General features: G+C 41.6%; 14 protein-coding genes. 11 read left to right on the top strand and 3 right to left on the bottom strand.

The features are described 5' to 3' along the window. Nucleotides 1–60: 60 nt before the first annotated feature. From EPX21_RS03940 to yihA, 3 genes are all read right to left on the bottom strand, one after another. A complete protein-coding gene (locus EPX21_RS03940; protein ID WP_134088368.1) occupies nt 61–897 on the bottom strand; it encodes a hypothetical protein in 837 nt (278 codons plus the stop codon). 478 nt (nt 898–1,375) lie between these two features. Further along, on the bottom strand, nt 1,376–2,230 hold the full coding sequence (locus EPX21_RS03945) for a UbiA-like polyprenyltransferase (RefSeq protein ID WP_134088369.1): 855 nt from the start codon (nt 2,228–2,230) through the stop codon (nt 1,376–1,378). A gap of 104 nt (nt 2,231–2,334) precedes the next feature. Continuing rightward, entirely contained in the window at nt 2,335–2,937 is a 603-nt protein-coding gene (yihA, locus tag EPX21_RS03950) for a ribosome biogenesis GTP-binding protein YihA/YsxC (protein WP_134088370.1), read from the bottom strand. Nucleotides 2,938–3,116: 179 nt separating this feature from the next. On the opposite strand from yihA, the gene ubiE reads away from it, so the two are divergent. From ubiE to hemA, 11 genes are all read left to right on the top strand, one after another. After that, a complete protein-coding gene (ubiE, locus tag EPX21_RS03955) occupies nt 3,117–3,851 on the top strand; it encodes a bifunctional demethylmenaquinone methyltransferase/2-methoxy-6-polyprenyl-1,4-benzoquinol methylase UbiE (protein ID WP_134088371.1) in 735 nt (244 codons plus the stop codon). A 199-nt stretch (nt 3,852–4,050) separates the two neighbouring features. Further along, complete coding sequence (locus tag EPX21_RS03960; RefSeq protein ID WP_134088372.1) at nt 4,051–4,809, top strand: SDR family oxidoreductase; 759 nt, start codon at nt 4,051–4,053, stop codon at nt 4,807–4,809. Nucleotides 4,810–5,034: 225 nt separating this feature from the next. Continuing rightward, nucleotides 5,035–5,490, top strand: coding sequence for a GatB/YqeY domain-containing protein (locus EPX21_RS03965; RefSeq protein WP_134088373.1), 456 nt, complete (start codon nt 5,035–5,037; stop codon nt 5,488–5,490). Nucleotides 5,491–5,552: 62 nt separating this feature from the next. Further along, nucleotides 5,553–6,314, top strand: a complete 762-nt coding sequence (locus tag EPX21_RS03970; RefSeq protein ID WP_134088374.1) for an alpha/beta fold hydrolase — start codon at nt 5,553–5,555, stop codon at nt 6,312–6,314. A gap of 154 nt (nt 6,315–6,468) precedes the next feature. Further along, complete coding sequence (locus EPX21_RS03975) at nt 6,469–7,137, top strand: CBS domain-containing protein (RefSeq protein WP_134088375.1); 669 nt, start codon at nt 6,469–6,471, stop codon at nt 7,135–7,137. 96 nt (nt 7,138–7,233) lie between these two features. Beyond that, complete coding sequence (locus tag EPX21_RS03980) at nt 7,234–8,124, top strand: NAD kinase (protein WP_134088376.1); 891 nt, start codon at nt 7,234–7,236, stop codon at nt 8,122–8,124. A 373-nt stretch (nt 8,125–8,497) separates the two neighbouring features. Next, complete coding sequence (locus tag EPX21_RS03985) at nt 8,498–9,238, top strand: isoprenyl transferase (RefSeq protein ID WP_134088377.1); 741 nt, start codon at nt 8,498–8,500, stop codon at nt 9,236–9,238. Between the two features lie 118 nt (nt 9,239–9,356). Beyond that, entirely contained in the window at nt 9,357–11,927 is a 2,571-nt protein-coding gene (bamA, locus tag EPX21_RS03990; RefSeq protein WP_134088378.1) for an outer membrane protein assembly factor BamA, read from the top strand. 231 nt (nt 11,928–12,158) lie between these two features. Beyond that, the gene (locus EPX21_RS03995; RefSeq protein ID WP_134088379.1) at nt 12,159–12,695 is read left to right on the top strand and encodes an OmpH family outer membrane protein; all 537 of its coding nucleotides are present in this window, start codon (nt 12,159–12,161) and stop codon (nt 12,693–12,695) included. Nucleotides 12,696–12,836: 141 nt separating this feature from the next. Beyond that, complete coding sequence (locus tag EPX21_RS04000; protein WP_134088380.1) at nt 12,837–13,427, top strand: OmpH family outer membrane protein; 591 nt, start codon at nt 12,837–12,839, stop codon at nt 13,425–13,427. Between the two features lie 326 nt (nt 13,428–13,753). Next, nucleotides 13,754–14,998 carry a glutamyl-tRNA reductase gene (gene hemA / locus EPX21_RS04005; RefSeq protein ID WP_134088381.1) on the top strand — a complete coding sequence of 415 codons (1,245 nt, stop codon included), beginning with the start codon at nt 13,754–13,756 and terminating at the stop codon, nt 14,996–14,998. The last annotated feature ends 165 nt before the right edge of the window (nt 14,999–15,163 follow it).

Consider the following 15,163-nt stretch of genomic DNA (forward strand, 5'->3'; position numbering starts at 1 on the left):
ATATTAATCTCTTATTTACAACGTATGAGCTGAAAAAGACATTGCTTTTTTAATGTCAGCTTATTCCCATTTTATGTCGATGACGTTAATAGGCGAACTATCGGTTGTTGCAGCCTTGGTTGTTTGTTGATCTAAGGGCGGATAGGAGACAAACATGTCATCCCTTGCATATTCAACTGCTGTGATAGCCGCAGCGACCAACTTTTTGTTATTGGAATAGCTACTGTAATCCGCGTTGCCATAATACCTAACCTGTGTGCAACATATAAACAGTTTGTTGTTTAATGGTGCAACCTGAAAGGTGCCCTGCAATTTCGTAAAATGCGATTGATATAGTGGGATTATGATATCCTTTGTTTGATGATGATTAAAAGAAGATGCTTCCAGGTCGATAACCGAAAAAAGAAATCTAATTGAAATTGCGTGCATTTTCAAAAGGTTCGAAAAGGCGGTCATCGGATTATGCTCGGCTATGGTTAGCTTCACTTGTCCCGAAGGGTCATAACCTAATATAATCGGGTTTTGAAGGATCAGCGAATTAATAGCTGCATGTTTATTTAAATTTAAACCGAGCAGCATTTTTATATTGTGGTCTATAAAGTTTTTGCTTTCCAGTTCATGTACAGGGCCATTTCTGAAAATCCGTTTGCAAACTTCTGTTAATCTATTGTGGACACCCTCGTATTTATACTCCGCTAGAACGGTTTTTAAAGCAGTTTTTAATTGCTTTCCTGTCTGGCTGCCTAAACCAAAAGCCTGTTGGGCGGCGATACTCCCAGGTGAAAAATTATAGGGCTTCGCCGAAGCTCTTTTTGTGAAGTGTTTTCCACCACGACTATAATGAACATGATCGCCTAATTTTCCGCTGAGGGTAATATCACTCGTTTGTTTTGCCATAGCGTACGGATTAAGCAGCATTTTACAATTTTTTTCGTAAATTTGCAAAGATTCCTTCTGTCTTCCAGCTTAACCATCTAAAATTGCAACAAATTTCCAAGTTTGAACTCCACATAAACTCCACGTGAAGGCCACCTTTATTCCACGTTAGACCCGTCTGTCGTTCGGTATACCTCCGCCCTCCATCCATGTTTCATTGCTTTTCTATAGAACCTATACAGTACGGATGTAGCAGGAATCCCGTAAGAATGGAAGGCATGAGAAAGGGATCGTACACTATTTAAGTAGCGCTTTTAAATTGCTTTTGGCCAGAAAAGCATCGAGTAGTGCAAACACATGCTCTTTTTCAATAGTGTCTAACCTTTCGATACCCTTTAGCCTTTCACCGGTACTCAAATATGTGTTTTAGTTACAATCAAAAAATGAGAAAAAATGTCGGTTTTTTAATACTCATACTAGCACCTGTTTAAGTCCCAGTTTAACCAAAAAAATAAATATCCAGCAAAAAAAATACAGCAAAAATAACTGACGCAATACCGTTGGTCGTCATAAAGGCCCTATTGACGCGTCGAAGATCGGTTGGACTTACAATAAGATGTTGATAAACCAATAAAGAGCAATAGAAAATGACGCCCGCGATATAAAACCAGCTTAAGTGCATATAAAACATAGGGATAATGACACAGCAAGCCGATAAGCAATGTAGTATTTCGGATATGCGCAAAGCCCCTTTTTTACCAAAATAAGCGGGTATGGAGTTAAGGTGGTGATTTCGGTCGAACTCTTCATCCTGCAAGGCGTAGATAATATCAAAACCACTTACCCAGAACAGTACCGAAAAAGCATATAAAACAGGTACGACGTCGAAGCTTCCTGTTACTACCAAATAAGCACCTAGAGGTGCTAAGCCCAAGCCGAGCCCTAATACCAGATGACAAAGGGGCGTAATGCGTTTGGTGTAGCTGTAGAACAACACGACAAACAGGGCAACCGGCGAAAGGTAAAAACAGACGGGATTAATAAAATAAGTCGCCGATACAAAAATAACACAGTTGATAACAGTAAAAATTAACGCGTTCTTTGCGCTCACCCGGCCCGCTGGAATGTCGCGCATCGCTGTACGTGGATTAAGGGCATCGATATCTCTATCTAAGTAGCGGTTAAAAGCCATCGCCGCATTCCGTGCCGATACCATGCATACCAGCATCAGGAGCAACAAAAACCAGTTGAATGTATAGCTGGTAGTGTGGACGGCTAAAAAGAAGCCAATAAAGGCAAAAGGGAGGGCAAAAATGCTATGAGCAAAAAGAACGAGCGATAGATATTTTTTCATTGTTAAACTATGAATATGTACAAAGCTTTTGAAGGCAGTAAAGAAAACCAATATTTTATTCTTTACCTAAGCGCAAGAGCGCTCCGGCCGTTGGGCTCGATGGGTCAAATCGCAAACCTTTGATTTACCTCATCTATTAAATTCAACACTTCATCGCAACCGAGCCGTGTTTCGGACGACGTCAATATATGAGGTGGAATTTCTTCAAACCATGTCAATAGCGCTTTACGGAATAGGGCAATATTGCTTTCCGATTTCGCTTTAGATTGTTTATCCGCTTTTGTGAACACGAGAACAAAAGGGATTCCCTTTTCTCCAAGCAGGCAACAAAAGTCGAGGTCAATTTTTTGGGGTGGGAGACGGCTATCTATCAATACAAAGATACATTGCAGGTTCTCCCGGCTAAAAATATATTTTTTTATAAATTTTTCCCACTCCGATCGATTCGATTTAGCGGTTTTGGCGTAACCATATCCGGGCAGGTCCACCAGATACCAATCTTTGTTAATCAAAAAATGGTTTATCAGCTGGGTTTTCCCTGGCGTTTGTGAGGTCTTCGCCAAACCCTTGTGTTGAGCTAGCGCGTTGATTAACGACGATTTACCTACATTTGATCGCCCTATAAAGGCATACTCCGGAAGTACTGGAGGAGGAAGCTTGTCTACTTTTGTGTTGCTGCAAACAAATTCGGCACTTTTTATCACCATAATAGGCAAAGATAGCATTTTACTTATAGGTTTTAAGCATTAGGTGTTATGCATTAGGCGATAGGCAAGGGACGCCACCGCCCCTGCTACTATTCTATCGCTCATAACCAACAATCAATAACTAATAACGGACAACTAGACTTGGCGATGAAGTCAATTTTGTATAAGTTTGCCTACGTATGAACTCCAATACTATTACTCCATATAAAGACGACAAGGCGAGCAAGAAGCAGCAGGTCGCTACCATGTTCAATAATATCTCGAAAACGTATGATTTTTTGAACCACTTTTTGTCCTTCGGAATCGATATTATATGGAGGAAAAGGGCTATAAAATCGCTCAAAGAGTTACAGCCCAAACAGCTTTTGGACGTTGCGACCGGAACGGGCGATTTCGCTTTTGAAGCGATCAATATATTGAATCCCGATCAAGTAATTGGAGTGGACATTTCGCAGGGGATGTTGGACATTGCCAGAAATAAAATTGCTAAACGTGGCTTAGCACAAAAGTTTGAAGTGGTTTTAGGTGACTCCGAAGGTTTACCTTTCGGGAACGCCTCTTTCGATGCGGTAACCGTAGCATTTGGTGTTCGTAATTTTGAGAACTTGGAGAAAGGCCTGACAGACATCTGTAGGGTATTAAGGCCGGGCGGACAGGCGGTCATTTTAGAGTTTTCGACGCCGAAGACTTTTCCAATGAAGCAGCTTTACAGCATATATTCCCGTACCGTGATGCCTTTTTTGGGAAGGTTGTTCTCCAAAGATCGAGCAGCATACAGCTATCTGCCCGAGTCGGTGGCACAGTTTCCGGATGGCGAACGGTTTACAGCCATCCTTCAACGGGCAGGTTTTACCAAAACGGTGTATCGGCCACAGACTTTCGGCATCTGTACCATTTATATAGGCACCAAATGATCGTTAAAGTGCTTTACTGTGCTGCTGGCAACATGCGATGGTCTTAGATCTATTGCCGATGGTTGTTTAGTAAGGAGCGACAGGTGGGCCTATAATGTTTTCTAAATGCCTGTGAGAGGAACTAGCCGTACGAGTTTTTGTCGCCATGGAAGCTTCCGTGCTATGCTGGCAGAAGGCATTACAACAAAAAATTAAACGCATGAAAACAGTTTTTATTACAGGAGCAAGCTCGGGCATCGGTTTTGCCAGTGCAGAAGTATTTGCACGCGAGAAATACAATCTTTTATTAGCTTCCCGCCGCATAGATAGGTTGCATATTATGGCGACTGATCTTCAGAATAAATACGGCGTTCAGATCCACACAGTTGGCATGGACGTACGAGATAAAAATTTAGTAGAGAAGGTTTGGGAAGAATTGCCCGATCAATGGAAAGATATTGATGTGTTGATCAATAACGCCGGTCTGAGTCAAGGATTAGATCCCATACAAGAAGGAAATACGGACGACTGGGACCGCATGATCGACACGAATGTAAAAGGACTTTTATACGTGACACGTGTCGTGGCGCCTATCATGCAAGCCCGTAGAAGTGGACACATCATTAATATAGGTTCAGTTGCCGGTAAAGAAGTTTATCCGAATGGCAATGTTTATTGCTCTACCAAACATGCCGTTGATGCATTGACCAAAGCCATGCGTATAGACATGTTGCCTTATAACATCAAAGTTACCAGCGTTGATCCAGGGGCCGTCGAAACAGAATTTTCGATCGTTCGCTTTAAAGGAGATCATGAAAAAGCCAAGAAAGTATATGAAGGTTTTACGCCCTTATCCGCAGAGGATGTCGCAGAAGCGATCTGGTTTGCAGCATCCAGACCGGCCCATGTAAATGTCAACGACTTATTATTGATGCCAACCGCGCAAGCCTCTGGTACGATTTTCTATAAGGAACAGTAAAATAATTGGCGCGAAGCTTGGACAGTATTTCATTTTATGATTAACTTGAGGGCGCCAATTAGCCGCAAAGGTAAATCTTTAGTAAATACTTCTTCCTATATAGCTGTTTTATGCGTAAAATAATTAGTTTTGCCCAAAAAGAAGTGTCAGGTTGGTGTCTAGTACAAAAGATACGCGACTATTAAATCAAACGCACCGTGAAATGTGCATAATTTGAATAGCATTATGGCTCTTGAAAACACGATAAATCAGGATATTAAAGCGGCTATGTTAGCCAAAGACGACGCTCGGTTGAGGGGCTTGCGAGCAATCAAATCTGCTCTTTTATTGGCAAAGACAGAAAAGGGGGCGGGCGAAACATTAACCGAGGAAGTGGAAATAAAAGTTTTACAGAAACTGGTTAAACAGCGTAAGGAATCAGCGGAGATTTATTTACAGCAAAATAGGCAAGATCTTTACCAGATTGAAAAAGAAGAGCAGGACGTTATCGAAGAATATTTGCCCAAGCAGCTTAGTAAAGAAGAAATTACCGAACAGGTGAAGCTTGTTATTGAAGAAGTCGGAGCGGCTAGTGTAAAGGACATGGGTAAAGTAATGGGGCGGGTAAATCAGCTTTTAGGAGGCAAGGCCGATGGTAAAACGATAGCAGAAGTAGTGAAAGAGCAACTGAACGCTTTGTAAACACTTTGTCGTGCATTATCGAGGTTCATATTAAAATTATATAGATACTAGGAACATATTATATGGAGTTGACCATAAAGGAAGACAAAGAGTTTAAATTTATAGACGAAGGAACGGGAGAAGTGGTGCTTATGCTCCATGGCTTAATGGGTGCCTTGAGTAATTGGGAAGATACTGTGAGCGAATTGAAAGAGAACTATAGGGTCATTATTCCCATGTTACCCATCTATGACATGCCGATTATTTCCACGGGCGTTAAGAGCCTGACGAAATGGTTCGAGAAGTTTGTCAATCATCTTCAGTTAAAAGATTTCGTACTCATCGGTAACTCGTTGGGCGGACATGTGGCCCTTATGTACGTAGCGGAACATCAGGATAATGTGAAAGCGTTGGTGCTTACCGGAAGTTCGGGTTTATATGAAAATTCTTTTGGAGGCTCTTTCCCGAGAAGAGAAAGCTACGACTATATAAAAGAAAAGGTCGAATTTACTTTTTATGACCCAAAAATAGCGACCAAAGAGCTAGTAGACGAAGTATTTGCAACGGTCAATAATAAAGAACGCGTCATAAAGACCATTGCCATGGCAAAGTCGGCTATTCGGCATAACATGGCAAAAGAGCTTCCGAATATCAAGATCCGCGTCGGATTGATTTGGGGTAAAAATGATAAAATTACGCCGCCAGACGTCGCGGAAGAATTTTTGGAACGATTACCCAATGCAGAACTGACGTGGATCGACCAATGTGGTCATGCGCCGATGATGGAGCAGCCTTTGCAGTTTAATCAGCACTTAAAGACGTTTTTGAGTAAATTGGATACGTAAAATTTATTCTAAGAATCTTTTTAACACATAGATTAAACCAAACGTTGTTTTTATCGTATATATATTATATACTTATTATTAATTGCGCAGAAAGCATGGTACCCTAATCAGGTATAAGTACGAAGCGATTGACTAAAAAACGTAAAAAACAGCGATGACTTCAGGTGAAATCATAAAGAATGACATATTTCCTGTGCGCCCAGAGGATACGTTGCAATTTCTTCTGGACAGAATGGCAGAATATAAAGTGTCACAACTGCCTGTAGTACAGAACGATTTTTATTTGGGTTTAGTTGTCGAGGACGATCTTTTGGAGCATGTTGGTGATGAGATGCGTTTGGAAGCTGTTGCCTCCAAGCATGCACTCAAATTGATTTTTGCATTCGAAAACCAACATGTATACGATACCCTCCGTCTTTTTCATGCGCATGGACTGGACATATTGCCGGTTGTAGACGAGCAACAGCAGTACAAAGGTGTAATCACCTTGAAAAATTTAACGGATTTTCTGGCAGGTAATATGGCGTCGGATGCCGAAGGCGGGATCATTGTGTTGGAGATTGGGAATCGGGACAATTCCTTATCTCATATAGCACAAATCGTCGAATCCGACAATACGCAAATTCTAAGTTCAAGTGTACGCGATTTCCCCGAATCAACCAAATTAGAAATTACATTGAAATTGAACAGAACGGATATATCGTCTATCGTGGCGGCTTTTTTGAGGCACGATTATATCGTCAAGGCAATTTATAATGATAAGAGAGGATTTGATACCACGCGAGATCGTTACGATCAGCTGATGAAATACCTGGATTTATAATGTCGGATGGACCTCATGAGCGGCTTTTAAAAGGACGTCAATCGGCGAAGCGGCGCTTATGTAAGCCTCATCTCCGCAAGAAAACAATTTATTTTGATGAAAATAGCCATATACGGACGGGAGTTTCAATATGCGGTCATACAATATGTACAAGCCTTATTTGATCTTTTAGCCGAAGAAGGAGTGGGAATTTGGGTGTATCAACCCTTCAACGAATTTTTAGCCGATAAGATCGCTTGGAAACAAACCACCCATTCTTTCGAGGTACATAAAGACCTTCCAAAGGATATTCGGTTTATGTTAAGCCTCGGTGGAGATGGTACGATGCTCGCTGCGGTCTCAATTATTGCCGATAGTGGCATCCCGGTTACTGGGATCAACTTCGGCCGATTGGGCTTTTTAGCCAGTATCAATAAAGATAAGATAGAGGATGCCCTGAGGCAATTGCTGACCGGCAGTTACGACATCGAAAAGCGGGTATTGTTAGCTACCTACAAGGAGGATGGAAGCGGAACTGCCGCCAAACAACTGGCCTTCGCCTTAAATGATATTACCATCATTAAAAAAGACAGTTCTGCCATGATCACCGTTCACGCTTATGTGAATAATGAGCTGTTAAACGCTTACTGGGCTGATGGTTTGATTATCGCAACGCCAACAGGTTCTACGGCTTATTCACTAAGTTGCGGCGGACCCATCGTCATGCCCGGCTCCGGCAATTTTATTATTACCCCTATCTCACCACACAACCTAAATGTCCGGCCCATTGTTGTGTCAGACAGCAGCACAATCCGGATCGAGGTGGATAGCAGGAGCGACTCTTTCCTTTTTTCTTACGATTCAACCACCGAAACGGTCAATACCGGAGCGGTTATCAATATTCAGAAAGCCGATTTTACCGTCAACCTGATTCGGTTAAAGAACGAAAGCTTTTTTAGTACCATACGTCACAAACTCTTATGGGGACTGGATACAAGAAACTACTAAACATCCGATAAGTGATCCGCTGAGAAGGATGTTGCAGGTAATAGTTTGGCCACTGAGCACGCAAAGCCCGAAGTGTATAGCATAAAGCCCGGAGCAGCTTATAACTGATCACTAAAGAAGATCACTAATTCGATTAATTCTCTTATCTTTACCACCTTTATTGGAAATGCGCCTTATATCTAAAGATACATTTGTATTGCTTGCAGTTGTGCTTTCTTGTACTCCTTGCCGGAGAACCTTAATTTTGGCGGAGAATTAGTAAATTCTGCATAGTTAGAGAAGGAAAGGCGTTTTATTGGCGATATTGCGGTTGCATATGCTATATTTAGGGCAAAATGCCCTGTTTATATAAAGAGAAGATTTAGCTTTTAAGATGACTGATATTGAACTTATAGACCGCAGTAAGCTGCCTCGCCACATTGCCATTATCATGGACGGTAATGGGCGTTGGGCGAAAGAGCGCGGTAAGTTGAGAGTGTTTGGACATAAACGGGGCGTGGATGCTGTGAGAGACGTGTTGGAAGGTGCTGTGGAAATAGGCGTGCCTTACCTCACTTTATATACATTTTCTACCGAAAACTGGAACCGCCCCAAATTGGAGGTGGCGGCCCTTATGGAATTGCTGGTCTCGTCCATTGGTAGGGAGACGAAGAGGCTGATGGCCAACGGAGTGAAGCTCAATGCTATCGGAAATTTAGAACAATTACCTCCCAAAGCATTAGCCCATTTAAAGCAATGCATGGAGGAAACCGCTGCCAATACGAAATGTACACTTACATTGGCACTAAGTTATAGTTCGCGGTGGGAAATTACAGCTGCCGCAAAGAAAATAGCGGAGTCTGTTGAGAAGGGTTTAATAAAGGCAGCCGATATCGATGAGCATCTGTTCGCCCAACAGCTTAGTTCTTACCCGTTGCCCGACCCTGAATTGATGATACGTACGAGCGGCGAACAGCGTGTCAGTAATTATCTCCTGTGGCAACTGGCTTATGCAGAACTGTATTTTACCAACAAATTGTGGCCCGACTTTCGGCGCGATGACCTGTATACCGCTATCATTGAGTTTCAAAATAGGGAGCGGAGATTCGGCTTAACGAGCGAACAATTAAAATAAGTATTTTAACTTTATATATATCAAATATCAAAAGCTAGCGTTCAAAATAGTTGAAAAAAAATAGTTTAACAAAAATTAACAACTGTTTATTTTACTTTAGCGGCGATAAATAAATTCAATGAAGCGACTTTTTCTTTTAATAGGTTTTTGTTTGATAGGAGCGCAAATTGCTTCAGCACAACTTCGTATTGGTAATTCTTCTTCTAAACAAGCAGGAGGTTCAAGTTATTTGACTCCCAAGGATTATATTATCGGTGGCGTTACCATAAGCGGCACCAAGTTTTTAGATAATGATGTGTTATTAACCATTTCTAAATTGGCCGTTGGTGATCGGATCGAGGTGCCCGGAGAGGCAACCTCCAATGCAATAAAAAACCTGTGGTCGCAAGGGCTTTTCGATAACATCGAATTAACGATTGATATGATACGGGGCGACTCCGTTTTTTTTAATATCGATGTGGTTGAACGTCCCCGCTTAACGCGGATAGATCTCGACGGCTTAAGTAAAAGCCAAACGGAGGAGGTTAGAAAACGGCTCAATGAAAATACCGGAAAGATCATTAATGAAAATTTACTTAACACGACGCAGAACACCATCAAGCGCTACTTAAGAGAAAAGGGGTATTTATATCCGGATATCAAGATCACCCAAGTAAAAGACACGACCGAGGCCAATAATCAAATCCTAAACGTAGCTGTTAACAAGAACAAAAAAGTAAAGGCCAAAAAAATCAACTTTACCGGCAATGAAGCATTTTCCAATGCGAAGATGCATAAATACTTGAAAAAGGTTAAGCAAAAGAGATGGTGGAGGTTCTGGGGCCCCGGCAAGTTTAATTACGAGAAGTATGATGAAGGCAAAGAAGCGCTTGTGTCAAAAATGCGTAGCAAAGGTTATAGGGATGCAACTATTCTTCGGGATTCTGTTACACAGTTGGACCGGAAGAACGTGCGTATAGATATTGACGTATATGAAGGGCCGAAATATTATTTTGGTAACATAACTTGGTCGGGAAATGCCAAATATACAGATGAAACGCTCACCAAAATTTTAGGGATTGAAAAGGGTGAAGTATTCAGTGAGGAGAAATTAAATACAAAATTATTAGGGCCATCCAAAACCGGCGCTGACGTGTCTGCCTATTACATGGACGATGGTTATTTGACCTTCCAAGTGGATCCGGTGCAGACAAGAATCTATGCAGATACCATTGATTTGGAAATGCGTATGTACGAAGGACCGCAATACGACGTAAACAGGATCGTGCTGAAAGGGAACGATGTGACCAATGATAAAGTCGTTAGGCGTCAGCTGCAAACGAAGCCGGGGCAAAAATTTTCCAAAACGAACATCATGCGGGACATTCGGGAGATTGCAACTTTGGGTAACTTCGATGAGTCGAAAACTTCGCCAGTGCCTAAACCCAATCCAGCAGACGGAACGGTCGATATCGAGTATACGGTGGCAGAGAAGCCGTCCGATCAGGTCGAATTGTCGGGAGGTTTCGGAGCTGGCCGCATTATCGGTACCCTCGGTTTAACTTTTAATAACTTCTCTACCAGCAACCTTTTCAATAAAAAGGCGTGGAAGCCATTGCCACGAGGCGACGGCCAAAAATTGAGTTTAAGAGGTCAAACGAGCGGTAAATCGTATCAATCGTATAGCTTTTCTTTTTCTGAACCTTGGCTTGGTGGTAAAAAACCAATTTACTTCGGTATTAGTGCCTTTACTTCCATGTCGGCATATGGAGGATACGATTATTACACCGGCCGGGAATATATTACAGAGAGTACGCCGAAAATCCGAATGAACGGTATTACGGTCAGTTTAGGTAAGCGTTTAAAATGGCCAGATTATTATTTTCAGGTAAATTACTCGTTAAACCTGCAGCAGTATAAATTGAGAAATTACGATGCCTACTTTCTTTTCAGAAATGGTACGTCCTATAATATCAACTTGACGCAGGAGATCAGCCGTAATTCATTGAGTGATCCGATTTTCCCTACGTCGGGATCGAATTTGCGCTTCACCGTACAGGCGACACCACCTTACTCGTTGTTCAATAATATCAATTATCCAACTGCGCCAGATCACATCCGATACCGTTGGGTAGAATATCACAAGTGGAAGTTCGACTCTCAATGGTTCCAAACTGTTATGGGCAAATTGGTATTCAAAGCGCAGGCTCAGTTCGGTTTTATCGGCTCGTATAGTAAAGTAACAGGTACTTCGGCTTTTGAACGTTTCAAGTTAGGGGGCGATGGTATGATGGGCTTCGACTTTTTGCAGGGCTCGGAGGTTGTTGCGATGCGCGGTTACGCCAATGGTTACGTCATACCTGAAAATAAAACCGCCAGTCAGGATATACAAATCGCCCGAAATTCGGGTAGTCCAATCTACACGCGTTACCAGATGGAATTGCGGTATCCGGTGATGATGAACGAACAAGCGAAAGTGTTTCTGCTAGGTTTCGCCGATGCAGGTAACACTTGGGATGCGTTCAAGGATTTCAATCCGTTTAAAGTACGCCGTTCTGTAGGTATCGGTGCACGTATCTTCTTGCCTATCTTTGGATTGCTGGGGATCGATTATGGACATGCATTTGATCCAATTCCAGGCGTCGACAGAAGTCAGTGGCGCCAACCGTTTACCTTTAGTATTATGCAACAGATGGGTGGATTTAATTAGTAAGATATAGGACGTTGTAGGGAGTGATGAGTAGTGGCAGTAGCAATAGCTAATACGACCCACGGCTGTCCCGGTACCAAAAGAATTGCTAAAAAATGTTAAATTTTCTGTTTAAAATATAGGAATGGTATTATATTTGGCAAGCACTGACTAGTGAGGCCTCTTTCTTATTTGGGAACAAGTTAAACCCTGAGTAAAAAGTAGCGTCTTAGAACTTAAAGGAGTAGAACAATGAACACTAAAAAAATATTCTTAACGTTAGCTTTTATATTTGTCGCAGGAGCATCGGCATTTGCACAACGTTTTGCGTATGTCGACAGCGAGTATATCCTGAAGCATATTCCTGAGTATGTTTCTGCACAAAGGCAACTGGAAGACATGTCAGAGAAGTGGCAAAAGGAGGTAGATGCACGATATGCCAGTATAGAACGGATGTATAAGGCTTATCAACAAGATCAGGTGATGTTGAGTGATGAAATGCGAAGAAAAAGGGAGGATGAGATTGTGCAAAAGGAACGCGAAACGAAAGAATTCCAAAAGAAAATTTTTGGCTTCGAAGGAGATCTTTACAAGGAACGTCTAAAGTTAATACAACCCATACAAGATCGCGTTACTAAGGCGATACAGGCGGTAGCGGAAAGCCAGAATCTCGACATCGTATTGGACAAAGGGAGCGAAGTGACGATTCTTTACTCGAATCCCAGCTTGGATAAAAGCAAGGATGTGATTACCCGTTTAGGGTATAAACCCGAAGCACTTGCAAAATAGGGAATACTTGCTTAAAATTGCATCGGTTTTGCAAATCTGTAGCGGTGCATGTTTAGGCAGCGTGGCGCAGTATAATAACGTAATTAACTTAAACAAAAATCATAGTCGGCTCATCGGGGCCAAACAAAATTGAAATTGCGAATGAAACATTTATTAAAGTCGGTTTTAGTAGCTGCAGGATTATTTTTAACGGTTGGCGCTGTTAATGCACAACAAAAGATTGGGCACGTAAATTCACAGGAGATTTTATTTTTGATGCCGGAATACAAAACGGCTAATCAAGCATTAGAGACTTTTGTAGGAACCAAACGCACCGAAATCCAACAGATGGATGCCGAACGCCAAAAGAAAATTACGGCGTTTATGGACAAACAAAAGACCAGAAGTGAGGCTAATAAAGAAACAGTAGATCAAGAATTGCAAACGCTAAGTACGGAAATCCAACAAATGGAAGGGCGTATGGGAGAAGTACAACAAAAAGCAGAACAGGAAGTAGGTGCAAAAAGAGAGGAAGTATTTCAACCCGTTTTTGAAAAAGCAGAAAAAGCGATTCAAGCCGTAGCGAAAGAAAAAGGTTATGCTTATATTTTAGACATCGCGCAGCAATCCGTGTTATACTTTGAAGGAGGTGATGATATCAGCGCAGCCGTTAAGACAAAGTTAGGAATTGATCCAAACGCGAAGCCGGCAGCTCCGGCAAATGCAGCGCCTACGACTCCGGCAGCGCAGTAAGTTGTCCAAGAGAAGAAAAACCGTTTCTATTTATAGAAGCGGTTTTTTTTTGTATAAGGAGATAAGGTAGTAGGGAATAATGTCTTGTTAATCGTTAAGTCGTTGTCTATGGGTGTTCGTTATTGGTTATGAGTAATAATAGGAGCAGAGGCAGTAGCAGAGGCGTTCTCGGCCTAATACCTAAAGCCTATTGCCTAACGCCTAAACCATAAATATCACCTATTTAAAAACGTTCTAAATAGCTGTGTTTTACAAAGTTTTGACACTGTAACACGTGCATAGCTGTACTTTTGTCGACAGTATAATATAGAGAGGGTAAAGAGACCTTGGAGCATCTTAAAGTAATAGCATTTACACACAAACACGTTGACCTAAAAGATTTAGGCAATTTGGTTATTTGTAATGAAGAGCTTGAAAGCCGATTAATCAATGTCAAAAACAATTTCGATATTGAAGAGATTTTTTACGTAGGTACATGTAATCGGGTAGAGTTCATTTTTCATGGGAAACATACACTGACTGATGAGTTTGTGAAAAACTTTCTGAGGGGATTGAATTTCTGCGTACCGGACGAACAGTTTGATCAGTTTCTCAATCAGGTTACCACGTATGAAGGCTTGGATGCCCTGCAACACTTGTTTCGGATGTCTTGCTCCTTAGAGAGTCTGGTAGTGGGCGAGAAAGAAATTTTAGCGCAAGTTCGTCGAGCCTATGAAAGATGCCGCTTATCTGGTTTAACGGGTGATTTTATGCGCTTAATGATGAACAGCTTGGTCAAGACAGCTAAAGAGGTTTATACCCACACCATGATATCACGCAATCCAGTGTCTGTCGTTTCTTTAGCTTATCGCAAATTAAAGGACCTTAAATTTGCAGACAACCCACGGATCTTACTTGTTGGCGCCGGGGAAACCAACCAAAATATCTCAAAATACCTCCAGAAGCATAAATTTTCAAATTTCGTCGTATTCAATCGTACTCCGGATAAGGCTAGGCGTTTAGCCAAAGAGTTAAACGGTAGAGCTTTTCCTTTAAGCGAATTGAGAAATTACAAAGAAGGTTTCGATATACTTATCACCTGTACCGGCTCTACTGAACCGGTGATTACACCAGCCATTTATGAGACGCTACTCAATGGCGAATCATCTAAAAAGATTATCGTTGATTTAGCGGTTCCAAATGACGTAGCCGCGGAAGTTATTGCTGATCACCCAATACACTATATTGAAGTGAGTGGTTTGCAGGCTATTGCGAATAGAAATCTTCAAGAGCGTTATAACGAGCTGATCCATGCAGAGAAGATCATCGAAAGCAATGTGGCCGAATTTCTTCCCATTCTGAAACAGCGGAAGGTTGAGATCGCCATGCGGCAAGTGCCCGAGAAAGTGAAAGAAATTAAATCTTTTGCCTTGAATACGGTTTTTGCTAACGAGCTCAGCTCATTAGACGCGAGCTCAAGGGAAGTTTTAGAAAAGGTCATTAACTATATGGAGAAGAAATATATTAGTGGCCCAATGGTACTCGCGAAGGAGATATTAATTACCAAAAGTAAAGAGGTAACGGAAAACTAAATATTCCACTCCTTGTTACTTTCTGTATATTGCTTTTGGCTTATCGTATTATTTTTTATTTTTATGGCAACTAAAGATGGTTTATCAGATAATATACCATCTTTTTTAGCATATATTGATTTGTGGAATGTTCGGTCAATCGCCAAAAAGCTTAAATGAGTAAGT

The sequence above is a fragment of the Olivibacter sp. XZL3 genome, assembly GCF_004368405.1.
Classification (GTDB): domain Bacteria; phylum Bacteroidota; class Bacteroidia; order Sphingobacteriales; family Sphingobacteriaceae; genus Olivibacter.

Excerpts from the sequence above, each read along its gene's own strand:
- ubiE (WP_134088371.1), top strand. The coding sequence starts at position 3,117 with ATGAACTCCAATACTATTACTCCATATAAAGACGACAAGGCGAGCAAG.
- EPX21_RS03945 (WP_134088369.1), bottom strand. The coding sequence starts at position 2,230 with ATGAAAAAATATCTATCGCTCGTTCTTTTTGCTCATAGCATTTTTGCC.
- EPX21_RS03980 (WP_134088376.1), top strand. The coding sequence starts at position 7,234 with ATGAAAATAGCCATATACGGACGGGAGTTTCAATATGCGGTCATACAA.
- EPX21_RS03975 (WP_134088375.1), top strand. The coding sequence starts at position 6,469 with ATGACTTCAGGTGAAATCATAAAGAATGACATATTTCCTGTGCGCCCA.
- EPX21_RS03985 (WP_134088377.1), top strand. The coding sequence starts at position 8,498 with ATGACTGATATTGAACTTATAGACCGCAGTAAGCTGCCTCGCCACATT.
- yihA (WP_134088370.1), bottom strand. The coding sequence starts at position 2,937 with ATGGTGATAAAAAGTGCCGAATTTGTTTGCAGCAACACAAAAGTAGAC.
- EPX21_RS03965 (WP_134088373.1), top strand. The coding sequence starts at position 5,035 with ATGGCTCTTGAAAACACGATAAATCAGGATATTAAAGCGGCTATGTTA.
- EPX21_RS03995 (WP_134088379.1), top strand. The coding sequence starts at position 12,159 with ATGAACACTAAAAAAATATTCTTAACGTTAGCTTTTATATTTGTCGCA.
- bamA (WP_134088378.1), top strand. The coding sequence starts at position 9,357 with ATGAAGCGACTTTTTCTTTTAATAGGTTTTTGTTTGATAGGAGCGCAA.
- EPX21_RS03940 (WP_134088368.1), bottom strand. The coding sequence starts at position 897 with ATGGCAAAACAAACGAGTGATATTACCCTCAGCGGAAAATTAGGCGAT.
- EPX21_RS04000 (WP_134088380.1), top strand. The coding sequence starts at position 12,837 with ATGAAACATTTATTAAAGTCGGTTTTAGTAGCTGCAGGATTATTTTTA.
- EPX21_RS03970 (WP_134088374.1), top strand. The coding sequence starts at position 5,553 with ATGGAGTTGACCATAAAGGAAGACAAAGAGTTTAAATTTATAGACGAA.
- EPX21_RS03960 (WP_134088372.1), top strand. The coding sequence starts at position 4,051 with ATGAAAACAGTTTTTATTACAGGAGCAAGCTCGGGCATCGGTTTTGCC.